Genomic DNA, 24397 nt, shown 5'->3' with positions numbered 1-24397 from the left:
GCAAATAAAGGCAAAATTTGAAAGGGTAGAACTCAGATAGATTTGAATATGGATATAAAACAAGGATTTGTAGGTACTATTGGTAACACGCCACTGATACGTTTAAACAGCTTTAGTGAAGAAACTGGTTGCGAAATTTTAGCCAAAGCAGAATTTCTCAATCCCGGAGGTTCTGTCAAAGATCGTGCAGCATTGTACATTATTGAAGATGCAGAAAAAAAAGGTTTACTTAAACCCGGTGGTACAGTAGTAGAAGGAACTGCGGGTAATACAGGAATAGGATTAGCGCATATCTGTAATGCTAAAGGTTATAAATGCCTAATTATTATTCCCAATACCCAATCTCAAGAAAAAATAGACGCGCTGACAACCTTGGGGGCGGAAGTTCGTCCCGTTCCGGCTGTACCCTACAAAGATCCTAATAATTACGTTAAATTATCTGGTAGAATTGCCGCCGAGATGGAAAACGCCATTTGGGCGAATCAATTTGATAATTTAGCAAATCGTCAAGCCCATTACGAAACCACCGGTGAGGAAATTTGGCGACAAACAGGGGGTAAAATTGATGGTTGGGTAGCTGCAACCGGTACAGGTGGAACTTTTGCAGGTGTGGCAATGTGTTTGAAAGAAAAGAACCCCAATGTTAAATGTGTTGTTGCCGATCCGATGGGTAGCGGTTTATATAGCTATGTGAAAACCGGCGAAATCAAAATCGAAGGTAGTTCTATTACTGAAGGTATTGGTAACAGTAGAATTACCGCTAATATGGAAGGCGTACCCATTGATGATGCCATTCAAATTGATGATCAAGAAGCTTTACGAGTGGTTTATCAACTATTAAGAAAAGATGGTTTATTAATGGGTGGTTCAACAGGAATTAATGTTGGTGCTGCGGTGGCTTTAGCGAAACAATTGGGACCCGGACATACTATTGTGACTATTCTTTGTGACAGCGGATCTCGCTATCAATCACGGATATTTAACAAAGAATGGTTAGCTAGTAAAGGGTTGTCTGTTAGTTAAAGGGTTGATAAGATCCCCGACTTCTTTGATGATCGTGTCAATAAATTGTGAATTTATCGCAGAAGTCGGGGATCTGGGGATGATATTTTTGAAAGTTGATTTACTTAAAACTGATAAAATCTAAAATCCAAAATCCAAAATCTAAAATCTAAAATCCTATGAATCCCTACACTATTTTTTCTCAAACCAAACTTCAATGTGTGAGTGATGGCACTATAAAACCGTTGTTAGAAAATTGCGAAAGTGCTGCAAAAATCCTAGTTTTAGTATTGCCACAACTGGGAGATTTTGATAGTTTAGAATATGCCTGGTGGTTACAGCGAGAAGCGCAAAATTTAGCAAATCAAAAAATTGCTATTCGTGCAGTAGGTATTGGGAATCTCACTTCTGGAAGAAAATTCTGTGAATATACAGGATTTCCCCAAGAAAATTTATTTGTTGATGAAAATGCCGAATTACATCAAAAACTGAATCTTTATCCAGGTTTAAAAGTTTCTGTTCCTGGACTTTCTCTAGGTCAGAAATCTTGGTTAAATTTAATGTTAATGTGTGCAGGTATTGGTAGTCCTGGAACATTAAAAGAAGTTTTTAGAGGATATAAAGGAGATAAACAAGCACCCCAACTTATAGCAGATGATGAAATGATTGAAGGTACTCCTTTACCAGCTTTTAAAGGTTCGTTTTTTAAACTAGCTGGAGGTAGTGGTTTTCAACGTCCTTTTGAATTAGCTACTCTGCGACTGAAAAATATGGTAGAAGTATTAAAAAATTGGTCAACTTATGTACCATCATCTGCTTATTTAACTCAACGTGGTGGAACATTTTTATTTAATAATCAAGGTGAATTACTTTATGAACATCGAGATCCAGGAATTTTAGGTTTTGCTGCTAACATGAGTCAACCTCTATCATTTTTACCAATTGATAATTGAAAATTGACAATTGATAATTGTTTTATTCAAGATATCGCAGATTGCAGATTGATGAGGTACAGCATTTAAGTTTAAAGCCACTCACCAAGCCAGTTTTCCTCCTGCCTCCTGCCTCCTGCCTCCTGCTATAATTCAAAATTTAGGTTATTCGTAATGTTAAATCTACCAACAGAAGATCAAGTAGAATCTACTAAATGTGTGCAGGTGTGTCAACATCGTAGCTGTATCAAACAAGGTGCAAAAGAAGTATTAGCAGCTTTTCAAGCTTCATCCGTTCCTGATGTGACAGTTACAGCTAGTGGCTGCTTGGGTCAGTGTGGTAATGGTCCAATGGTGCTAGTGTTACCTGAGATGGTGTGGTATTGTCGGGTTTTACCTCTGGAAGTACACCTAGTGGTGGAAAAACATTTAATAGGTGGTCAAAGAGTCCGCAGAATGCTATATCATCGTTTTCATCCTCAGAGATAATGCTGATGAAAAAATATCCGAAAACAGCATCTTGTTCACGGAAGCGAGAAAACTGATGGACATTAAGCAGCTACGCCAAGTTTTAAAATTAAAGTGGTTAACTTACTATCAAGAAAATATTTCTTGGTTAACAAAAATGCAAATTTGGCACACCTATGATGGTGTGAGACGACCTTCATCTGGTTATATTTTAGCCACTCTCTCGGTTTTAGAACCGCGTTTACAGCACATACTTCCTTTTATTCTGGAGTTAAATAATAATCCTGATCAAATAGTCGCTGCTTTAGGGTTGAATTTTAATCCTGATGAGGAGTTGCGTTTATTAGAATTAGAAAAATCTTTAGCTAAAAACCAAATTGTTCACAAAAATTCTGTGACTTGTTCTCATACAGATACACAGATAAAACAAGATTTTCAGTCTAGGGTTGAACCGAAAAAAAAACAGGTATTGTTAAGAATTGTTCCCAGTGTTGAACACAAACAGCAATCTGTTTCTGCGGTGACAATTAGCAAACCAGTAGATCATCATTTTACCGCAGCTAGGGAAGAAATATCTCAGAAAACCCATAGATTAGGAATTGGGCGATTACCAAATATCACAGAACCAATTCCTATCAAATATCAATTTACAGGTCTTCCCGTCAAAGAAATTTCTTATATTTCTGCTACTACTAACGCCCGCAGTTTACCCGCTTGGATGGATGAATTTTGTCCAGGGGTGAATAGGTGACTGGGGACTGGGGACCTCACAGGGGTAGGTTTTTAATATAATCTGTGAAGGCAAGACCAGGAAGACAAGGAAGGCTTGTCCTGAGCGTAGTCGAAGGGATGGACAAGGAAGATTTTATACGGACAATGGTTTTTTGACGGACTATTTTTGTGACTAAGAATACAGACTTTGTACTGTTTTCCTCCCTTGTCACCTTGTCCACCTTGTCCACCAAGTCTTGCCCTGACGACAATGTAAAATACCTACCCTTGTGAGGGACTGGGGACTGGGAAGAAAGCAGGGGGGTAGGGTGCAAGGGGAAGTTAATAACCCAATCACCAATCACCAATCACCTATAATGGATATTCATGAGAAACAAAGGGGATGGAAACAACTTCTCCTTCACTGTTTCCTACTTGCACTTTTAACCCTACACCACCAGCTTTAGAACGAATGTAACCTAGTCCAAAATGACCTTCAGGGGTTTCTGTGTAACTGGTAAGTTTACCGACTTTTTCATCTCCTATGGTAATCACGCTTCCTGGTGCTGCGGGAGCGTTAAGACTAATTCCCCATAAATATTGTTTTACACCTTTATAGGTGTTTAATCTAGCAATGGTTTCTTGACCAATGTAACAACCTTTATTAAAAGATACAGTTTGCCACAAACCGATCTCCAAGGGATTATACTCATCAGTGATTTCTGCATCGGGTACAGGACGACCTTGTAATATTCGCAAAGTTTCCCAATGGCGATCGCTCAATTCTACCGCATCATATTCTAATATTTTCTCCCACAGTTTTTGTTTTTCCGCTACAGGGAAAATGAGAGTATATCCAGGGATAGCTAACCCACTACCCACGGCAAAAATCATATTATCAACCACAATGTGACTATTATTGGGTTTACCAATCAGTGAACCAGCCCCCAATTTTTCTACAATAGCATCGCTTTGGGGTCCGATGAGGCTAAAAGTTGTAGTTTCATCAGTGATATCGGTTAACGTTACCTTGTCTGCAAAAAATATGTAACGATCTAACCATGACATCAAAAATTCTCGTCGATGGGGTGAAACTAAAAGTAACACTGCATCATCGAGAACATAACCAGTTACTAAATCTATAGTTCTGGCTGTGGATGTAACCATTACAGTATCACAACCTTCACCTGGTTTGAGGCGTTGAAAATCATTGGTGCTTTGGTTGTGTAAAAACCGCAGACTGTCATCACTAGAAACACGGATGCGTCCCCAATGGGAGCGATCGCACACAGCAACTTTTTCTTTAGCTGCATGAATAGCTGCTGCATTTTTATTATCAATTGCAGATGTTGGCATAGTAATCAAGACTTACCCTATTTTCAGGTTTTTTACATCACAAATATTAACAAATATAGATACCTGCTTACCAGTGATGTTGATAATAAAACACCTGAGATGTATGGAGTTAATCCAAAATCTAAAATTTCAAATTTCTTAATCTACAACTCTAATTAAGCCTTTTTTTAAACCATCAAATACTTGATTGATTTGCATAATATGTTGATCTTGGCGCGTAATTCGGCGATTGGTAAATATGCGTTGCAAGATTGCTTCTAAATTGCTGGGATCTGAATTAGCTATAAATTGCATATTTCCACCTCGCAGTTTATTTATTTTCGATGCTAATCTATTCTAAAATATCAACTTTTGATAAAGTTTACATTCGTAGCGCTACGGAAACGCACAAAATTTAATCTAATTGCAAATTTGTAGCTTTAGGTTATTCATTTTTTCGGTAAAATAACTTAGATGTTTAAAAGTTCACAGGTTTATAAAATATGACATTAGCGGAAATTGGAATTATTGGTGGCAGTGGTTTATACAAAATGGAATCTCTGAAGGATGTAGAAGAAATAGAAATAGAAACACCTTTTGGCTCACCATCAGATGCGGTAATTATCGGCACTTTAGCAGATACAAAAGTTGCCTTTTTGGCTCGTCATGGTCGTAATCATACGTTATTACCTTCTGAATTGCCGTTCTGTGCCAATATCTATGCTATGAAGCAATTAGGAGTAAAATACTTAATTTCTGCTAGTGCAGTTGGTTCGTTGAAAGCAGAGGTAAAACCATTAGATATGGTAGTTCCAGATCAGTTTATTGACAGAACTAAAAACCGTATTTCCACGTTTTTTGGTGAAGGAATTGTAGCGCATATTGCATTTGGTGATCCAATTTGTAAAAATTTGGCGGCTGTTTTAGCTGATGCGATCGCTTCTCTAAATTTACCTGATGTCACTCTTCACCGTGAAGGTACTTATGTCTGTATGGAGGGTCCTGCATTTTCTACCAAAGCTGAATCAAATCTTTATCGCAGTTGGGGTGCAACAATTATTGGCATGACCAATTTACCAGAAGCAAAGTTAGCCAGAGAAGCGGAAATTGCTTATGCAACTTTGGCTTTAGTTACAGATTATGATTGTTGGCATCCAGATCATGATAATGTCACAGTAGAGATGGTGATTGGCAATTTACAACGCAATGGGGTAAATGCCCAAAAAGTAATTCAAGAAACTGTAAAGCGGTTAAGTGAAAACCCCCCTCAAAGTGATGCCCATTCTGCTTTGAAATATGCAATTTTGACAAATTTAGCAAATGCACCAGCCGCAACTAAGGAGAAGTTAAGTTTGTTGTTGGAGAAGTATTTATAGGGCATTGGGCATTGGGAATTGGGAATTGGGAATTGGGTTATTCATCCTCCCAGTCACCAGTCACCAGTCCCCAGTCACCAGTCACCAGTCACCAGTCCCCAGTCACCAGTCCCCAGTCCCCAGTCACCAGTCACCAGTCCCCAGTCCCCAGTCCCCTCACACTACCTTAAAACTAAAATTCAGACTTGCCCAGTTATTCACATTTAATACATAAGAATCAGTAGTAGTTCCATTGATTTCCGCTTTAGCCTTAGTACCATTATGTAAGTCTTGCAGTAAAGCTTGGGCAACTTCTAAGGCATTAACTAACTGACTAATGGGCTGTTGATCAGCGGTGGGATACCTAGCCGTTACCAAGGCTGCTAAAGTTTCCGTAAAAGGAGATGTACTCAAAATTAGTTGATGTTCACAAAACAATGCTCGTGTAGGTAACAACCAGCCAAAGGTAGTATCATTTTGGGGGAATTTGAGGATTTGTCCTGGGGGAATGATTATTTCTTGCAGATCGGGTTTGGTGTCAGAAGCACTTGCTTCTGGGGACATTTGCCAAGGGTAAAAAGCTATGGCACTTCTAGTATTATTTAACCCCACCAGCATTACATAAATTGGGCGATCGCTCAAATTTTCTACCCGGTACTGCATCCTACTACCCACGGGAACTGTAGGAACAACTGTTCCTGGGGTGGTAAATGCTTTGTTAGTTGTAGTTTCCCCACTCAGATTGCGCCATGTTTGTCGCTGCATCACTACACGGGGCGAGATTTTGTTCATCATCTCCAAACTCGCTTTCACAGGTAAACGAGAAGAACCTTCATTTTCTGTCAGTCGCCATAACTTGGCGGCTAACAAGGTGGAAAATTTGGGTGTTAATCTTTGTACTGCAACTTTAACTGCTTCTCCAATTTCTCCAGAAGTATTATGTATTAGCTCACCACTGAGAGAAAAAAGACCATAACGACTAGGAACATTTTCCACTTTACCAAATACGTAATCAGCGCCCTGATCTGCTGAGGCAATATTTATCATGCGGGTAATGGCTGCAAAGGCACTGGTAGCGTCTACACGCTCAATTCTTTCCAGTCCCGAATCTAAGGCTACTGTTAAATTAATATTCCGGGGTAACATACGTACAGATTCCTGTACCAGTTGCCCAACTTGTAGAGATTTGCTATGTTCTTGACTAGATATCTGTGCTTTTGCAGTTAAGCCACTGCGGGACTTTAATATTAACTGTTCTCCAGTCGGCAAAGTCAATCTCGAATTAACACCATAGTATTGCCAAACGTGCGGGGGGATTCCTCCTAACCATAATTGTACTGTTTTACCATCGTCATCCTTAGCTTTCACTACTCCTTCTGCTGTAGTGCTTTCTATGGGAAAATTCTCATTAATTAAAACACTTTGAGGATTTTTCTTCTCACTGAGTAACCCTGGTTGCTGTTCACTACCCAGTTTGTACATAGAACTACTAGCATGAGATAGCAGAACTTGAATTGTTGTGGCTGGGGTTGCTTCCCATAGATATTGAGTCAGAACGTAGGTAAATAAACCCGCACTGAAACCAGAAAACAATAATTCTCCTGCTGTTTGCTCTGGTTGTGAAGTTGCTTTTATCACCATGACATTGTTAGCAACTGAGTTCTGTGTTTGCAGGTGGTTGAACAGATCCAGTTCTTTGAGTGCTAACTTTGCTGTTGATGGTTCTGGACGGGCGCGAAATCGCAAACCGGCAGGATGTAATGTACTTTTAGCATAGTAGCTAGTATCTAATACTGCTGTTACTCGGTCTGTGGGGAGCGATCGCAATAATCCTAAAAGATTTTCTTCTAATAAATAGTTGACAAAATTTATATTCTGTGAATTTTCGTCAACTGGGATCAGGGCATTCTGCAAATTTTCTGGGAAAGTACCCAACTTGACACGACTACCATAGCCGCTAAAGTGGAAAATCACAACATCATCGGCTTTTGCTTGTTTACCCAAGTGATCTAAAATAGCTGCCTCAATAAATTCTCGACTGGCTTGTTCCTCAGTTAAGGTAAGAATATCTGAAGTTGCAAAGCCAAAACGGTGAATCAAAAGTTCTTTTTGCAATTCCACATCTGTCAGACAACCACCAAGGGCGGGACTTTGTGGATATTGATTTATACCTATTAGCAATGCCAACTTGCGGCTATTGGGTGCTGCTAAAGCTTGATAATAGTGATTTCCCAAAGTCAACCACTCAGCTTGAGTTAAACCCAATAGTGCCAGTATAGAGCCAATTCTTCCTAAAAACGCACGCCGTTTCATAAATTAGCTGTTAACCCTCAGTCGATAAGGTACAGCTTAAAGGGCTGAGGGCTAAAGAGTAAAGTTTGAAATTAGACTTTTTGCTACTTTTTCAGTCTCTTTAAACCAAAGCTGGTTGTTGGATAGACATTGCTCTGGCTAACTCGGCTGCCACTTCTGGACGAGAAAATTCTGGTGGGGGTAACTCACCACGACGCAACATTTCTCTAACTTTTGTTCCCGATAGGTGAACCCGTTCCTCTGGTTTGCTAGGACTGGTTTTAGTGGTGGCCATTTGTTTGGTGCGTGTGCAGTAGAAAGCGTGTTCAAACTTCATTGGCACAATGCCCAGTTCTTCTGGCGCAAACTCATCAAATATATATTGAGCGTCATAAGTGCCGTAGTAGTCACCTACTCCCGCATGATCTCGCCCAACTATAAAATGTGTACAGCCGTAATTTTTACGCACTAGAGCATGGAAAATAGCTTCTCTGGGTCCTGCATAACGCATTGCCGCTGGGTTAATTGCCAGAATTACTCGATCTAAGGGGTAATAATGATCCATTAATATTTCATAACAACGCATCCGTACATCCGCAGCGATGTCGTCTTCTTTGGTTGCACCGACTAATGGGTGTAAAAATAGACCATCAACTGTTTCCAAGGCGCACTTTTGAATGTACTCATGGGCGCGGTGGATGGGGTTGCGGGTTTGGAAACCAACGATAGTTTTCCAACCTTTTTCTCTAAACATTTGCCGGGAAGCAGCGGGATCTATTTGGTAGGCGGGAAACTGGGGATGAGGATCACGTTGCAGTAACCAGATATCCCCAGCCAGATTCACAGAACCTTGGTTATATACTACCTGTACTCCAGGGTGTTTGGCTTCATCTGTGCGATATACATTTACAGCTTCGCGTTTTTTGTCGTAAGTATATTTTTCGCTTAGTTCCAAAACCCCAATGTACTCGCCATTGGGGTTATCCAGACGCACTAAACCACCTACTTGGAGAGGGGCGGCAACTTCTTCTGTGACAGATAGTGTAATGGGAATTGACCAAACAGTACCGTTAGCCAATCGCATTTCTGCGACTACGCGATTATAGTCGGCTTGGTTCATGAAACCAGTCAGCGGACTAAAACCACCGATCGCAATCATTTCTAGATCGGAAACGGCTCGCTCATCAAGGGTTACTCGTTGTAAAAATTCTGCTTTGGAAAGAAATAATTCTCTTTGTTCAGTTGAAGCAATTCTGTTAATTAATTCTCCGCCGTGGGGGGCGATCGCATCTGGTTGGTAACTCAACGTGATTCCTTCCGTAATTTATAAATATTGTTGCAATCTATGTACTAAGTTATCAAATTGTGGGTACTTTGTGTTACAAGTTCACAAAAAAAATTTTCTATTGCCGGTCGGAAAGGGTGTGATTGGGGATTGGTGACTGGGGACTGGGGACTGGTGACTGGTGACTGGTGACTGGTGACTGGGTAAAAACTAAATTCTTACTATTCCCTATTCCCTGCCTCTACTAAAAGACTTTCTCCGCAAACCCTACTTAACTTATGCTACCTTTGAGTAAGAAATATGAGATTGCCAAATGGTAATACTATGCAAACGGGAAAAATATCTATTTCCTTGCCAACAGCTTTATTGCAGTTTGTGGAGAACTACAAAATTACCAAAGGTTGTAAATCTCGTTCTCAAGTAATTGAGTTAGCATTAGATTTATTGATATTTCAAGAGTTGGAACAAGCATATCGGGAAGCATCAGCGGAAATTGACCCAGAATGGGAATTAACCCTAGAGGATGGGTTGAAAGATGAAACGTGGTGAAATTTATTTTGCTAACCTCAGTCCCGCAGTAGGGTCAGAAATGGATACCTGAACGGTTGCTTTAATTAATATTGTGTAGTACAATAGTATTTTAGAAATATATATTATTCGCTCGAAGGAAAAAATTTAAGATACTTTTTATTACTAAGAATAGTTGCTGGAATTATCAAAATCGAAGGAAACAAGTATGCTCAGTTGTCATGATGTTGCAAAGTATTTTCTATCTCAAGCTGATGAAGATGCTGGGGATTTAATTTCTAATCTGAAACTACAAAAATTACTTTACTACGCACAAGGTTTTCATTTAGCACTGTATAACGAACCTTTGTTTCCTGAGCCTGTTGAAGCTTGGATTCATGGACCAGTTGTACCGGAAGTTTATCATGAGTATAAAAACTTTGCTTCTAGTGCAATTCCCATTCCTGAAGATATTGATTTTTCGATATACGATGAAAAAACTGTTGATTTACTAGATGAAGTTTATAGCGTATATGGTCAATTTTCAGCTTGGAAATTGAGAAATATGACTCATAATGAAGAACCTTGGAAAGACACAGATGTAAGTGATGTTATTACTCATGAATGTCTAAAAAAATATTTTAAAACTCAGCTTTTAGATGAAGATGAGTAAGAAAAAAATTAAACAACCCCAAAAAGATAGGGGTAATAAACTAACAACTCCAAATGATCAAAAAGAAATTTCTCCAGAAAAAGCTCCACCTGTATTTTCTCTACGTTACCTAGAGGGTGAATATTGTTTAACTAAGTGTGAGAAAGATGATCAGGTTGCATTTGCTTTAAAATTGCATAGACTGAGTAAATTAACCTGGAGTCAAATACACTCGCAAGGTAGACACCAACTTGGTTATGAAAAAATTTCTAGGGATGCTATTAAAGCACCAATTCCCAAATTTATTACAGAAGATGTCAATTTTATTGCTTTTCGCTTTTCCGGTATAAAAGCAATGGTAGGCTATAGAGATGGTGCTATATTTTATGTTATTTGGTTAGATAGAAATTTTACTCTTTACAATCATGGTTAATTGCTGTTTGCAGATAGTACATTTTTCATCTAACAATTACACTGTAAAGATTTGTTGTGCTGTTAATTGCAAGTTAGGAAAGATGGAAGAAACAAGTTGATCGTTATTTTGAAACAATTGCTTTTCATATTCATCACCAACTAAGGTACAAATAGTAATTGTTGGTTGTTTGGGTTTACCAATATATTCTCTTCCTCCAATTCCCAAATAATCTACAATCAAATATTCAGGTACACCTAATAAAGCGTAATCTTCGACTTTACGGGCGTAGTCGTTTATTTACACTACTTAACTAAACTGTTCAATTATTCCCCCACCTAATACCTTTTCCCCTTCATACCAAACCGCAGCTTGTCCTGGGGTAATGCTGAACTGAGGTTCATCAAAAACTAACCGCACTCTGTCATTTTCTAAAGGTATCACCGTCACCGCTACAGGTTGGGAACGATAACGAATTTGCACTTCTGCACGGATGGGGGTTGCAGGTTCAGCAATAGACACCCAGTTTACCCGGTTGACTGTGCATTCTCCTTGAGTTCCTTTGGTGCGATCGCCCACTACCACACGATTATTAACTGCATCTAATTCAATCACATACAAAGGTTCAGCAGCAGCAATTCCTAAACCTTTACGCTGACCAATTGTGTAATGATGGACACCATCATGTTTACCCAAAACCTTACCAGTGGTATCCACAATATCACCTGGTTTTGGTGCTAAATATTTATCTAAAAATGCCCGCATTGAACCGTTACTTTCTACCAAGCATAAATCTTGACTTTCTGGTTTATCGGCGGTTTTTAACCCATATTCGGCAGCTATTTTGCGGGTATCGCTTTTATTTAATTCTCCCAAAGGAAAGATCGAAGCCCCAAGTAAATCTTGAGACAAATCATATAGGAAATAAGATTGATCCTTGTTGCGGTCAACGGCGCGTAATAATTGATAACGTCCAGTGGTTTCATCATAAGTAATTCGCGCATAATGACCGGTAGCTATGTAATTACTTTCTAACTTCTCCCGTGCATATTCCACCATTGGTCCAAACTTCACCGTCTTGTTACATTGAGAACAAGGCAGGGGCGTAATTCCCACACTATAACCAGAGACTAAATAATCAACAATATTCGCTTGAAAGACATCCCGAATATCGACAATTTCGTGGGGAACACCCAATTGTTCACAAATACTAGCCGCGTCGATCATTCCTTCAGAGCAACATTGACCCTTACCTTTCATTAACCAAAGGGTCAAACCAATTACATCATAGCCCTGATTGTGTAAAATAGCGGCAGCTACAGAACTGTCAACGCCACCAGAAAGACCAACGACAACTTTTTTCATAATTTACACTTTTAACAGTGCTTGCTACTGTTCATCTATAATAAGGGTTTTTGATTTTAGCACAAGGCAAACACTCTCCCATAGTAGCATAAGTAGGGCTTTAGCAAAGCTAAACCCTGACAAAATTCTTTCGTTTTGGGGTTTCACCCATCTCCGTAATTTTTTATTATCCTGATTAAAATAATGGCTAGTAGAAAATTTTGAGAAACCCTGGTTACAAATATGTCTCATTTAATAACACGTCAAATTACCACTGTACCCGTAATTTCTTTACTTGTGGGTGGATGCTTGATGCTCACTTGCGAAGATAGTCTAGCACAGACCAGATTACCAGAATTGCAACCAGCAGTGGAGTTTTATCAAAATAATCAAAACTATCAAACTTCTCAACCTACACAAATTAGTCAATATGGACAAAACTTTGAAAGATATGTTGTCTATGTTGATAGCGATAACTCCCAAATTCTACAACAAGTGCGTCAAATTGAAAGTAGTGCTTATATTCGTCCGTTTAATGGACGTAATATTATTCAGTCAGGTGTTTTTAGCAAACCATCTAACGCCCAACAGCGTGTGAGAGAATTAGAATTAAATGGTATTAGTGGCGCTCGCATTCTCAGCTTTTCTAACCCAGAACAAATCTCCTATTTCTCTGGTAGAGAAGTACCTTATTCTACTGGAGATAATTTTCGTAATGTAAATCCTAATGTTCAAAGAGAACAAGGTAGATATTACTACGTTATCATTCCCACCAGCAGTAATAACTTACCCTTGCTTGGTAGAGAAATTCGACAAAAAATAGATGGTAATACTAATGTTTTTATGAGAACTCAACCACGAGGAGCGCATATAGCTGTAGGAGGTTTTAGAGAACGCCAAGAAGCAGAACAATGGAATAATTATTTGCGAAATTTAGGTTATGCTAATGCTAGGGTTTATTATGGAAGATAGGTGACAGGTGACAGGTGATTGGTGATTGGTGATTGGTGATAGAAAAGAATAACTAATGACTAATCACTAATAACTAATCACTAATGACTAATAACTAATCACTAATGACTAATACTAATGACTAAAGAACAATTTGTAGTCACTGCTGCTCAAATGCGTGACATTGAAGGACGAATATTTGCTGCGGGAATGCCGGTTGCAGCTTTGATGGAAAAAGTAGGGAGATTAATTAGCGATAGCTTCGCTCGCCACTGGCAACGCCTACAATCTATCATACCTCTTAGCCACCCTTTTAAAAGCTCCTCGTTTAAAAGTCCCTCTTTTCAAGGGGGATCTAATGTAGGAATTTTAGCAGGTCCAGGACACAATGGAGGTGATGCTTTAGTTGTAGCCAGAGAGTTACATTTTCAAGGTTATCAAGTTTGGATTTATCAACCTTTTGCTAAACTCAAAGAATTAACTTCTCAACATTTACAATATGCCCAAAATTTGGGGATTCCTTGTTTTACAGAACTGGCAGAATTACCAAGTTGTGATTTTTTAATTGATGGGTTATTTGGCTTTGGTTTAGAAAGAGAAATTACCGGGAATATTGCAGAAGCAATTAACCATTTTAATGATTGGAATAAACCGATTTTTAGTATTGACTTACCTTCTGGTTTACACACAGATACAGGGGAAGTTTTAGGTACTGCTATTCGTGCAACTCATACCTTTTGTTTAGGTTTATGGAAACAGGGTTTATTGCAAGAACAAGCATTAGAATATATTGGACAAGCAGAATTAATTGATTTTGATATTCCCTTAGCTGATATTCATGCGATTTTAGGTGAAGTTACCAAAATTAAACGCATTACCAAAACCACAGTATTTGATACCTTATCTTTACCTCTTTCCCCTACAACCCACAAATATAAATCTGGACATTTACTATTAATTTCTGGCTCAAAACGTTATGCAGGGGGAGCAATTTTAACGGGTTTAGGTGCGCGTGCTTCGGGTGTAGGAATGTTATCAATTGCCGTACCTGAAAGTATTAAACCGCTTTTAATTTCCCATTTACCAGAAGCGTTAATTATCGGATGTCCTGAAACGGAAACCGGGGCAATTTCTCATTTACAATTACCTCCAAATACAGATTTGAGTTCATTTAATGCTATTGCTTGTGGACCAGGTTTAACTACAGATGCTACCCCAATTATTGAACAGGTAATTAATAGTGATGTGCCGTTAATTTTGGATGCCGATGGTTTAAATATCTTGGCACAATTAGGGACTATTTCCACTTTACAAAAACGCCAAAATACAACAATTCTCACACCCCACACAGGTGAATTTCATCGTTTATTTCCTGATATTAATTATCAAGATAGGGTGAAAGCAGTACAAACAGCAGCATCACAAACAGGGGCTGTAGTGCTGTTAAAAGGGGCAAGAACCGCCATTTCTAACCCTGAAGGTGTCGTTTGGATCAATGCGGAAAGTACGCCAGCTTTAGCTCGTGGTGGTAGTGGTGATGTCTTAACTGGTTTAATGGGCGGAATTTTGGCGCGGGTTGTTAATAAACAAGTTAATATTGAAGATGTGGTAGCTGCTGCGGCTTGGTGGCATTCTCAAGGGGGTATTTTAGCAGTAAAAGAAAGGACAGAATTAGGGGTTGATGCGTTTACTTTGACGCAATATTTAATCAGGGTTTTAAAGTTAAGTATTGAAGATATTTTGTAGGTATTAGATTATCTGAGTTTATCTGCATTCAATGGAAAATATTGTATAATATTGATAAGTACCCACAGGAGGTAAAAAAATGGCAACACCTCAGCTAAAAAGTACCACAAAAACTAATCTTTATGAACAAGATTTTTACCTATGGATAGAAACAACCGCCCAACATTTAAGAAAAGGAGATTTTACAGAAGTTGATTTAGGAAATTTAATAGAAGAAATCGAAAGCATGGGAAGAAGTGAAAAACGAGAGTTAAAAAGCCGTTTAATTGTGCTACTAATGCACTTATTAAAATGGCATTATCAACCTGAAAAACGTAGTGCAAGTTGGCAGAGTACAATTACTGAACAAAGAATTTGTCTTGAAGAATTATTAGAAGACAGTCCAAGTTTACAACCTTTATTCACAGAATTATTTGCAGATTGTTATAATAAAGCTCGTCTGAAAGCATCTCAAGAAACAGGAATTAAACTAAATTTCTTTCCTCAAGAGTCTCCTTTTAGTTTAGATGAAGTTATGAATAGTGGTTTAGATATGTAGAATAGTTAAATTTGTTCTCCCTGAAATATAAAACCAAATCTAACTTATTTTGATCAACAACTACAGGAGGCTAAAAATGACAACACCTCAGCTAAAAAGTACCACAAAAACTAATCTTTATGAACAAGATTTTTACCTATGGATAGAAACAACCGCCAAACAATTAAAAGCAGGGAAATTTGCAGAAATTGATTTAGAAAATCTGATTGAAGAAATTGAAAGCATGGGAAGAATTGAAAAAAGAACATTAGAAAGTAATTTAGTAGTGCTTTTAATGCACTTATTAAAATATAAATGTCAGCCAGAAAAACGCTCTAAAAGCTGCCTTTCGACTATCTTTGAACATCGCCGGAGATTAAATAAACATTTCCAAGATAGTCCTAGTTTAAAAACTAGTTTAAAAAATTTTTTTTTAGAAACATTTGCCGAATGTTATCAAGATGCACGTCAGCAAGCGTCTATAGAAACAGGTTTGTTACTTGATATTTTTCCTGTAGAATCTCCTTTTAATACCGATGAATGTTTGAATCAAGACTTTTTCCCTGATTAAATATATGATTATTTTATAAATATTAGCCCCCCTTTTTAAGGGGGTTGGGGAGATGTAAAATCAAACTAGGGTGGATCTAAATTAACCCCAGAATTTACAAAAAGTTCCCTATTCAACTTTTCAATTACATAATTTGCAACCACAGTTTCAGAACAGTTATTTTGCCAAAAAATTAATGATTTATAGTGCATTTCTTCCATCAGTTCTTTATTTTCCAACAGATTTTTTAACACCTTTGGTAATTCTTGCCAATTTTTTATTTTAATCACCGGCGCACCTTCTAAATACCATCGAGAAGGTAAAGCTTCTGTGACTAAAACACAACCATATTTCATCCCCTCAAATAACCGAGTGGTTTCAAAAGATGTACCTCTAGGAACAAGACAGATTTTTGTATCCATCATGATTTCACAATAGCTGCGTTCATCCGCTTGAGTTCTATTGTGATAACCACCAGTAATTGATAATTCAACGTTAAATTCAGGATGTTTTTCTTGGAAACTTTTTAAAGTTGATAACATCAATTTTCTAGATAATGCTTTAGGAGTTCCTAACCAAGATTTAAAAGACCAGATAGGATATTGTCTGTGGACAACACTCCCGGAAAAATAAGTATCATAAAGCCGATCTGCGATATTTTTGATGGGTAAATCCTTGGAGTTATTGTAACCCAAGGGAAGATCATAGATAGGAGGAATTAGACCTTTACCTAATACCAAACTTTTGAATTGATGCCAATAATAATTAACCCGGCTTGGTACACCAACTAATAAAATTCTTAAAAACTGAATTAGTGTCAGTAAGTTTAACAATGAAGGTTGTACAATAGGGTTACATCCGAGAATGGAATTTGTACCTACACACTTAAATACCGCCCTGACTTTGTGAGCATATTTGGGTATACGATACCATTCATCACCCAATACAAAAACTACCACATTTTCCCCATAAGATGGTAGTTCATCAATTTCATTCCAAGTGACATAAAAGACTAAACTACTGATAAGAGAACTTTTTTCTATTGCTTGAAATACTTTACCGAAATAAGTAGTTAAAGCAAAGTCAATGGGTGGTTTAGGATCGTATATATCCCAAGCAACAGGTTTTTGATCTTTGCGGATATAGAGATAATACTGATTAGCAAGAGCAGTAATTACAGCCATATAATGTGGGAAGGATTTGTGAGAATTTACCCAAGTTTTTGAGATAAAAAAAACACTAAGACATAAAACCCCAAACTCTCAAATTAAGTTGGATGTCTAAGTATTAGCTGTTTATTTCTCAGCGGCCTTTTCTAAAATAGCCTTGCTTCAGTTTTTCTATACTTTCTCGTGTAGACAAGACAGTTATACAAAATCATCATGTAAAATTCATAATTCTTTTGTAATTAATTTCTCCTGACTCCTTAGATACCATGACTTTTACCAACCACCCAATGACGACGGAAAAAGCGAGATAAAGCAGACTCTTCCAAAGATAAATAAATTGGTCTACCATGTGGGCAGGTCTGGGGGTTGCGGGTGCGTTGCCAATCATCTAATAATTGCTGCATTTCTGGTAAAGTCATTGGTGTACCATTGCGGATAGCACTGCGACAAGCAACCGCAACCTGGGCGGTTTGTAAGTCTCCTCCTAAACTTAATTCTAATAATGCTTCGGCGCAATCTTCCCGTGTTTTTAACATTGCGGGAACTGTACGTACAGCCCAAAGTTTTTCCCCAAAAGTTTCAATATCTAAGTTAATTCTTTGTAATTGGGCAACCTGAGAAGGTAATAATTGATAAAGAATAATTGGTGTTTCTACAGGTACTATTTCCCATTCATCACAGATTTTTTCATATAAAACTCTTTCATGGGCAATGTGTTGTTCTACTAACCACATTCCTCCTGGATGTTCGGCAACAATATACATATTGCTCACTTGGGCAACGGCTTTTAAGTAATTCTGTGTTTTTGTATCTGCATTTTTAGAACTAAAGTTATAACTACCTTTTTTTTCTGCAACTTTAAGTAAGTTACTTACTCGAGTTGTGTGAACTGAATCTTTTAAATTAGCTTCAGAAATATAGAATGCTTGATTAATCGTTTCGCTAATTTTTTCTTGCCAAGCATTAATTTCATTTAAATAAATTTCTGTTTTGGCAGGGTGGCGATTCCAGTTAATTTGATCAGGGGAAATGGTAAGATGTAAAAAACAAACCGGATAGCGATCGCGTGGTAAGGTTTTATGAAATGCTGAAAAAATTGTTTGTTCTAATTCTGGTGATTTAATGATTCTGCCATTAATGGCTACTTTTACCCAGTCAGGTTTATGACGGTGACATCTATCAGGTAAACCTATTACTAAGTTAATTGTAGATTGCGGATTGGGTATTTCTATTTTTAATTCTTTTAAATCACCTGGTTTAATTTGGGTGAGAATTTGCGGAATTAATTTACCTGGACTTGCAGTTTGACAAATAGTGAACCATTCCCGATCATTTTGCCAAACTTGATAAGTAATATGAGGATGACATAAAGCAATTTGTTGAATGATTGTTTGTACAGCTTTCATTTGCTGTGTGGCGTTCGGTAAACCTTGACGACGTGCGGGATAATTAGCAAATAAATTATCAACAGTAACAACAGTACCAGAAGCGATCGCTACTACTTCTGTTTTAATAACTTCCCCATCATTGCCATAAACAACCCGCCATCCTTCATTTCCTCCCACCGGACGGCTAAAAATTTCTAAATCTGCTAAAGTTGCTAAACTATGTAACGCTTCTCCACGAAAACCTAAACTTTTAATTTTCCACAAATCATCTGAAGAATGAATTTTACTGGTAGTATGTGCTGTTGCCGCTTGTTGTAAATCATCTAAATTCATACCATAACCATTATCAGCTACCCGCACTCGCCATTGCTGTGACCATAGAGAAACTACAATGCGCGTTGCACCAGCATCTAAGGAATTTTCTACTAATTCCCGAACCACAGAAGCAAAACTATCTATTACTTCTCCTGCTGTAATCAGATATACGACTTCTGTAGGTAAAGATTGTATTGTAGATGCCATGTTCCAGAATTGAAAATTAAAAATTAAAGATTAAAAATTGTCGGGATGTACAGATAATTAGTTTACAATATTTAGGTTTATTTTAGGCTTATAAACTGTAATCATAATTTTAGTTAACATCTCTAAAGAATTTTAGATAAATTGTCAAAAAAACCGAATTTTCAAAGTATTTTTGATAGATTGCTGGTAAAGTCTTAAACTAAAAACGCCAATGAGTAATTTAGTTGCTGATGTTAATGAATTAATATCGCGTCTAGAATGGGGTCAACCCGCCTTTACAATTATTGATGTACGCGATCGCCTTACCTACAACCACGGCCATATCACAGGTGCTATTTCCATTCCCCTCAACGACTTAGCCGACCGTGCAAAAACCAGCTTGCATAAACAACGCCAAATCTACGTTTATGGCGACCATGATACCCATGCTAATCTGGCAGTTAGTATTTTAGGCGCTGCCGGGTTTAGAGATGTCTGTGTTATTCAAGGTGGCCTAGACGCTTGGAAAACAGTGGGTGGCGCGACAGAAGGCGTTTAACAGTTAATGAAGGCAACAGGCAAAAGGCAACAGGCAAAAGTTGATAAAAATTAATCAACTTTTATCAACTTTTATCAATTTTATCTTGTGTTCTCTGCCTTTGCTTCTTCCTCAATATTGTCTATGAGAAGTGACGCAAGATTGGACTAAAAACCTCATTATTGCGTAGGGGTAATTCATGAATTACCCCTACTTTTGTTCTGTTTTGCTTAATTCCTGTCTATATCAAAACCTTAGCTGGTTCAGGTTTCAATAAACCACTTAACAAAGATGCAGGACGTTGATCATGAGGCCAAGCGAAAGCATGGCGAAAAGCGGCATCTTGACAGGCTTGAAGTTGTTGGAAATTAATAATGTCGTAAGTTAGCAGATTTTCATATTCAAAAGGTAAACGGACATTATGTAAACCTGCGTTATCAGTACAGATGGCAATATCAACCCCAGTTTCAAAACATCGATCAAAAACCAATTTTAACTGCCGGATATCCTGTAAAGTTCCTGTTTTTAAGTAAGTCGTGGGACAAACTTCTAAACATTGTCCTCTTCTGGCTAAATCTGGCAATAATTGAGGATAAAGTAAAGGAATTTGGATACCGTGACCAATTCGCATTAAATAAGGTAAAAGTTCGGGATAACAACCATCTTTGGTTTCATAAAGATGTCCGGTAGTCTTCAAACCCAAAGAACGGGCATAGTTATATAAACTAATCCATTCTGGCATTCTTTCCCCATAAATGCGATCGCCACCTGCCACATCCACCGCACAAACATATTCTCTATTTTGTGCTGCTAAATCCACAATAGCCTTATTTACCTCAAAAGGTAAACGAGAGTGCATACAGAGAATTTGACTATTAACAATGGGATATTCCAAAGAATGACTCGCTTTACCCACAATTTCCACAATTTCCGCCATCTTATCAATTCTGGCGTTTTGATTTAGATGTTCAGGAGTGCGTAAATAGGGAGTATAACGCAATTCTAAATAAGCCAAATTTTCAAAGATATACGCACCACGCAACAAACGATAGATAAAGTAAGGTAAAGTTTCCACAGTTTGCACACTTTCCACTAAAGTATGCAATTCTAAATACTCATCTAAAGTATTGCGGGGACGGGTGTAAAAATCCTCAAATTCAGAATATTCAGCAAACCGAGAAATTAAATCTGTAGCATGGCGCTGAAAATACCGCCACAACACACGGGGGACGACGGAACCCCCCAGGTGTCTATGTAACTCAGCGTATAAGGCCATAATGGTAACTTTTAGATAAAAATTTTATTAATTGTAACAAAATTTATAAATAAAAAATATATTAATAATTTTATCAACCACCAGTACCCAGTCATCAGTCACAAAGTTATTGACAAAAGCTAAAAAAACTGCTAATAATTGGTATTTGTGGAAACTTTACCCTTTAATATAATCTCTTGGCTAACGTCATTGTCATAGGCGCTCAATGGGGCGATGAAGGAAAAGGTAAAATAACTGACTTACTCAGCCGCTCCGCAGATGTGGTGGTACGTTACCAGGGAGGAGTTAACGCTGGACACACAATAGTAGTCCAAGGTCAGACATTTAAACTGCACTTAATTCCCTCTGGTATATTGTATCCAGATACCGAATGTATCATCGGCTGTGGGACAGTTATTGATCCACAGGTTTTGATACAAGAACTTGAACAACTTGAACACCTAAATATTTCTACTGCTAATCTGCTGATATCAGAGACGGCTCATGTTACCATGCCTTACCATCGGTTAATTGATAAGGCATCAGAAGAACGCCGGGGAACGCATAAAATCGGCACGACTGGTAGAGGTATAGGTCCTACCTACGCGGATAAATCCGAGCGGACTGGCATCAGGATGTTAGACTTGATGGATCCGGTTGGATTACGTGAGCAGTTGGAATGGACAATAAATTATAAAAACACAATTTTAGAAAAGCTGTATGATATTCCTCCTCTTGACCCCCAAGAAGTGATTGAGGAGTATTTGGGCTATGCAGAAAGGTTGCGTCCTTTTGTGGTGGACACATCAATAAAAATATATGATGCGGTGCAAAAACGACGTAACATTTTGTTTGAAGGCGCACAAGGAACTCTACTGGATTTAGATCATGGGACCTATCCTTATGTCACCTCTTCTAATCCTGTAGCTGGGGGTGCTTGCGTGGGCACTGGTCTAGGACCGACAATGATAGATCGGGTAATAGGGGTATCCAAAGCATATACCACTAGAGTCGGCGAAGGACCATTCCCCACAGAATTAGATGGGGAAATTGGTGATTTATTGGGCGATCGCGGTGCAGAATTTGGCACAACCACAGGTAGAAAACGCCGTTGTGGTTGGTTTGATGCCGTGATTGGACGTTATGCAGTCCGTATTAATGGCATGGATTGTATGGCACTAACTAAGTTAGATGTGCTAGATGAGTTAGAGGAAATCAAAGTTTGCGTGGCTTATGAAATAGATGGCCAACGCTGTGATCACTTCCCCACCAGCGCCCGTCAGTTTGCCCGTTGTCGTCCGATTTATAAAACCTTACCAGGATGGCAAGTACCAACCACTGAATGCCGTAGCTTGGAAGACTTGCCAAAGCAAGCATTGGACTATCTTAAATTCTTAGCAGAATTGATGGAAGTCCCGATCGCGATCGTTTCCTTAGGAGCAAGTCGTGATCAAACTATCATTGTGGAAGATCCAATTCACGGACCAAAACGCGCACTGTTGCACGCAGATGGTACACCAGTTTAATAATTGACAATTGACAATTGACAATTGACAACTAACAACCAACCACTAAAACATTAAGAGTAGTATGGCGATCGCATTAGAATCTCACAAACGTCCAGAAGGTAGCAAGCCCAATGCTTTGCGACGTTCTGGTTTAATCCCCGCGAATTTGTACGGACACAACGGTGCGGAATCAATTTCTTTAGTAGTTGATGCAAAAACCGTTGAACGCTTGCTCAAACAAGCTGCTCCCAACAAAACCGAAATTGAACTCAATATTCCTGAACTTCAGTGGACTGGTAAAACCGTACTCCGCGAAGTTCAAATTCACCCAGCCAAGGGTACACCTTACCATCTCAGTTTTTTTGCTGCTAAAGCCTAAAAGATGGTGTGCATTTTATCTTCAATAGCACTTAAATAGCACTTAAATTTTGTCATAATTGCTGAATGAACCAGGGTTAAACCCCTGGTTTTTTTTGTTAAGCTATCAGGGTTAATATAGCAGGAGTCAGGAGTCGTAGGGGCGAAGTAGGGGCGAAGCATTCGGAAAATAACCTTTTCATAAAATTGATAATTTATCGCCTGAATGCTTCGCCCTTACAGGAAAATAGCCTTTTCATAAAATTGATAATTGGTCGCCCGAATGCTGATGCTTCCAGCACGCTTCGCGAACGCCCGTACAGGAGTCAGGAGTAAAACCCTTATTATCACTAGCTTTTAGCTTTTGAGAATGTCCTAACTACTCTGTCTACAGCTATATCTTATAAAATTATTTCCGCTGATACTTGTATGGGTTGACCTGTGTTTATCTGCGGCTAAAAATCCAACTTCCAAAAATCTAACTTCCAACATCCAACACTGGTATAAATATTATGACACAAGCTAATCTTCCAGCTTTAATTGAACAAATGTTACAACCAGGATTTTATCCTCATGGGGTAACAGAACCAATTCAACTGATTCAAACTCATGCTTCTTATGTGTTACTCACTGGAGAATATGTCTATAAACTGAAAAAACCTATAAATTTTGGCTTTTTAGATTATTCCACATTAGAAAAGCGGTTACATTGTTGCCAGGAAGAGTTACGTTTAAATCAGCGAGGCGCAGGTGAACTGTATTTGCAAGTATTACCTATTACCTGCACAGGAGAACAATACCATTTAGCGGGAACGGGGGAAGTTGTAGAATATGCGCTAAAAATGCGTCAATTTCCCCAAGATGCCTTATTTAGTGAACTTTTTTCCCAGGGTAAGTTAAATGAAATGCACTTGCAGGAATTAGGACGGGTAGTATCTGAATACCATGCAAAGTCCCAGACAAATGATTACATTCGCAGTTTTGGGCAAATCTCAGAAGTGCGGTTGACTATTAATGAGAATTATAACCAAACTTTAAAGTATATTGGTGGTCCCCAAACCCAGCAACAGTTTACAGAAACAAAAGCATATACAGATAACTTTTTTAACCAAAATCCAGAATTATTTACTAGCAGAATTACCAATAACTACATCCGTGAATGTCACGGGGATTTACACCTGCGAAATATTGCTCTTTGGCATGATAAAATCATGTTATTCGATTGTATAGAATTTAATGAGCCGTTTCGCTTTGTAGATGTCATGTATGATGTGGCATTTACGGTCATGGATATTGAAGCAAAAGGGCGGAAAGATTTAGCAAATGCTTTTTTAAATGCTTATGTTGAACAAACTGGAGACTGGGAAGGTTTACAGGTATTACCTTTATATTTAAGTCGTCAAGCTTATGTGCGGGCAAAAGTGACATCATTTTTATTAGATGATCCTAGTGTACCCGCAGATGTGAAAGAAGAAGCCGCAAAAACAGCATCTGCATATTATCGTCAAGCTTGGGAGTATACTAAACCCAAACAAGGACAATTGATTTTAATGTCCGGGTTATCAGGTTCTGGTAAAAGTACCACTGCTAGATATTTAGCGCGTAAACTAGGAGCAGTTCAC

Annotated in this window: 26 protein-coding genes; 17 read left to right on the top strand and 9 right to left on the bottom strand. The window is 38.3% G+C overall.

What is annotated here, in order from left to right; translation table 11 throughout:
- Positions 1-48: 48 nt before the first annotated feature.
- The 4 genes from H6F47_RS06895 to H6F47_RS06880 all read left to right on the top strand — a co-directional run bounded on the left by H6F47_RS06895 (position 49) and on the right by H6F47_RS06880 (position 3153).
- Entirely contained in the window at positions 49-1023 is a 975-nt protein-coding gene (locus tag H6F47_RS06895) for a cysteine synthase A (protein ID WP_190648160.1), read from the top strand.
- 158 nt (positions 1024-1181) lie between these two features.
- Positions 1182-1955 (top strand): peroxiredoxin-like family protein, encoded by a 774-nt coding sequence (locus H6F47_RS06890; protein WP_190648158.1) that lies wholly within the window; start codon positions 1182-1184, stop codon positions 1953-1955.
- Between the two features lie 153 nt (positions 1956-2108).
- A complete protein-coding gene (locus tag H6F47_RS06885; RefSeq protein ID WP_137669177.1) occupies positions 2109-2423 on the top strand; it encodes a (2Fe-2S) ferredoxin domain-containing protein in 315 nt (104 codons plus the stop codon).
- A gap of 55 nt (positions 2424-2478) precedes the next feature.
- Entirely contained in the window at positions 2479-3153 is a 675-nt protein-coding gene (locus H6F47_RS06880; protein WP_190648242.1) for a DUF5331 domain-containing protein, read from the top strand.
- A 332-nt stretch (positions 3154-3485) separates the two neighbouring features.
- Here H6F47_RS06880 and H6F47_RS06875 read toward each other — a convergent pair whose 3' ends face one another.
- Positions 3486-4469 (bottom strand): folate-binding protein YgfZ, encoded by a 984-nt coding sequence (locus H6F47_RS06875; protein WP_190648156.1) that lies wholly within the window; start codon positions 4467-4469, stop codon positions 3486-3488.
- A 138-nt stretch (positions 4470-4607) separates the two neighbouring features.
- Entirely contained in the window at positions 4608-4763 is a 156-nt protein-coding gene (locus H6F47_RS06870; RefSeq protein WP_190648154.1) for a hypothetical protein, read from the bottom strand.
- A 188-nt stretch (positions 4764-4951) separates the two neighbouring features.
- On the opposite strand from H6F47_RS06870, the gene H6F47_RS06865 reads away from it, so the two are divergent.
- Positions 4952-5824, top strand: a complete 873-nt coding sequence (locus tag H6F47_RS06865; protein ID WP_096570686.1) for an S-methyl-5'-thioadenosine phosphorylase — start codon at positions 4952-4954, stop codon at positions 5822-5824.
- A 25-nt stretch (positions 5825-5849) separates the two neighbouring features.
- Entirely contained in the window at positions 5850-6038 is a 189-nt protein-coding gene (locus H6F47_RS06860) for a hypothetical protein (protein WP_190648152.1), read from the top strand.
- Here the strand turns inward: H6F47_RS06860 and H6F47_RS06855 are convergent.
- Together H6F47_RS06855 and sat are read right to left on the bottom strand one after the other, a co-directional pair.
- Positions 5981-8116 (bottom strand): caspase family protein, encoded by a 2136-nt coding sequence (locus tag H6F47_RS06855; protein WP_190648151.1) that lies wholly within the window; start codon positions 8114-8116, stop codon positions 5981-5983. The two genes, H6F47_RS06860 and H6F47_RS06855, sit on opposite strands and share 58 nt — an antisense overlap.
- Before the next feature lie 100 nt (positions 8117-8216).
- Positions 8217-9401, bottom strand: coding sequence for a sulfate adenylyltransferase (gene sat / locus H6F47_RS06850; RefSeq protein WP_137668957.1), 1185 nt, complete (start codon positions 9399-9401; stop codon positions 8217-8219).
- Positions 9402-9704: 303 nt separating this feature from the next.
- Here sat and H6F47_RS06845 point away from each other — a divergent pair, with 303 nt between their 5' ends.
- From H6F47_RS06845 to H6F47_RS06835, 3 genes are all read left to right on the top strand, one after another.
- Positions 9705-9929, top strand: a complete 225-nt coding sequence (locus tag H6F47_RS06845; protein WP_190648240.1) for a CopG family transcriptional regulator — start codon at positions 9705-9707, stop codon at positions 9927-9929.
- Between the two features lie 187 nt (positions 9930-10116).
- Positions 10117-10560: a type II toxin-antitoxin system antitoxin SocA domain-containing protein gene (locus H6F47_RS06840; RefSeq protein WP_096570692.1), complete on the top strand. Its 444-nt coding sequence runs from the start codon at positions 10117-10119 to the stop codon at positions 10558-10560.
- A complete protein-coding gene (locus tag H6F47_RS06835; protein WP_199291085.1) occupies positions 10553-10972 on the top strand; it encodes a hypothetical protein in 420 nt (139 codons plus the stop codon). The genes H6F47_RS06840 and H6F47_RS06835 overlap by 8 nt, the downstream gene beginning before the upstream one ends.
- A 36-nt stretch (positions 10973-11008) precedes the next feature.
- Here H6F47_RS06835 and H6F47_RS06830 read toward each other — a convergent pair whose 3' ends face one another.
- A complete protein-coding gene (locus H6F47_RS06830) occupies positions 11009-11251 on the bottom strand; it encodes a Uma2 family endonuclease (RefSeq protein ID WP_272110719.1) in 243 nt (80 codons plus the stop codon).
- Positions 11252-11260: 9 nt separating this feature from the next.
- The gene (mnmA, locus tag H6F47_RS06825) at positions 11261-12316 is read right to left on the bottom strand and encodes a tRNA 2-thiouridine(34) synthase MnmA (protein ID WP_096570694.1); all 1056 of its coding nucleotides are present in this window, start codon (positions 12314-12316) and stop codon (positions 11261-11263) included.
- Between the two features lie 222 nt (positions 12317-12538).
- On the opposite strand from mnmA, the gene H6F47_RS06820 reads away from it, so the two are divergent.
- The 4 genes from H6F47_RS06820 to H6F47_RS06805 all read left to right on the top strand — a co-directional run bounded on the left by H6F47_RS06820 (position 12539) and on the right by H6F47_RS06805 (position 16080).
- Positions 12539-13267 (top strand): hypothetical protein, encoded by a 729-nt coding sequence (locus H6F47_RS06820; RefSeq protein ID WP_187039074.1) that lies wholly within the window; start codon positions 12539-12541, stop codon positions 13265-13267.
- 117 nt (positions 13268-13384) lie between these two features.
- Entirely contained in the window at positions 13385-14992 is a 1608-nt protein-coding gene (locus H6F47_RS06815) for an NAD(P)H-hydrate dehydratase (protein ID WP_190648148.1), read from the top strand.
- 79 nt (positions 14993-15071) lie between these two features.
- Positions 15072-15530 carry a DUF29 domain-containing protein gene (locus tag H6F47_RS06810; protein ID WP_137668485.1) on the top strand — a complete coding sequence of 153 codons (459 nt, stop codon included), beginning with the start codon at positions 15072-15074 and terminating at the stop codon, positions 15528-15530.
- Positions 15531-15606: 76 nt separating this feature from the next.
- Complete coding sequence (locus H6F47_RS06805; protein WP_190648147.1) at positions 15607-16080, top strand: DUF29 domain-containing protein; 474 nt, start codon at positions 15607-15609, stop codon at positions 16078-16080.
- 65 nt (positions 16081-16145) lie between these two features.
- Here the strand turns inward: H6F47_RS06805 and H6F47_RS06800 are convergent, their stop codons facing one another.
- On the bottom strand, positions 16146-17243 hold the full coding sequence (locus H6F47_RS06800) for a glycosyltransferase family 1 protein (protein ID WP_190648145.1): 1098 nt from the start codon (positions 17241-17243) through the stop codon (positions 16146-16148).
- Between the two features lie 242 nt (positions 17244-17485).
- Entirely contained in the window at positions 17486-19138 is a 1653-nt protein-coding gene (gene mutL, locus H6F47_RS06795; protein ID WP_190648143.1) for a DNA mismatch repair endonuclease MutL, read from the bottom strand.
- A 211-nt stretch (positions 19139-19349) separates the two neighbouring features.
- Here mutL and H6F47_RS06790 point away from each other — a divergent pair, with 211 nt between their 5' ends.
- Entirely contained in the window at positions 19350-19676 is a 327-nt protein-coding gene (locus tag H6F47_RS06790) for a rhodanese-like domain-containing protein (protein WP_096570707.1), read from the top strand.
- Between the two features lie 220 nt (positions 19677-19896).
- On the opposite strand, the gene H6F47_RS06785 is transcribed toward H6F47_RS06790, so the two are convergent.
- Positions 19897-20931 carry an adenosine deaminase gene (locus tag H6F47_RS06785; RefSeq protein WP_190346810.1) on the bottom strand — a complete coding sequence of 345 codons (1035 nt, stop codon included), beginning with the start codon at positions 20929-20931 and terminating at the stop codon, positions 19897-19899.
- Positions 20932-21107: 176 nt separating this feature from the next.
- On the opposite strand from H6F47_RS06785, the gene H6F47_RS06780 reads away from it, so the two are divergent.
- From H6F47_RS06780 to H6F47_RS06770, 3 genes are all read left to right on the top strand, one after another.
- A complete protein-coding gene (locus H6F47_RS06780; RefSeq protein ID WP_190346809.1) occupies positions 21108-22436 on the top strand; it encodes an adenylosuccinate synthase in 1329 nt (442 codons plus the stop codon).
- A gap of 64 nt (positions 22437-22500) precedes the next feature.
- The gene (gene rplY, locus H6F47_RS06775) at positions 22501-22797 is read left to right on the top strand and encodes a 50S ribosomal protein L25 (RefSeq protein ID WP_096570713.1); all 297 of its coding nucleotides are present in this window, start codon (positions 22501-22503) and stop codon (positions 22795-22797) included.
- 490 nt (positions 22798-23287) lie between these two features.
- A partial coding sequence (locus H6F47_RS06770; RefSeq protein ID WP_190648140.1) for an adenylyl-sulfate kinase occupies positions 23288-24397 on the top strand: 1110 nt, incomplete at its 3' end.

The organism is Sphaerospermopsis sp. FACHB-1094 (assembly GCF_014696195.1).
Classification (GTDB): Bacteria; Cyanobacteriota; Cyanobacteriia; order Cyanobacteriales; family Nostocaceae; genus Sphaerospermopsis; species Sphaerospermopsis kisseleviana.
Note: the sequence above shows the minus strand (reverse complement) of the source record. Positions and strands in the feature narration are given on the sequence as shown.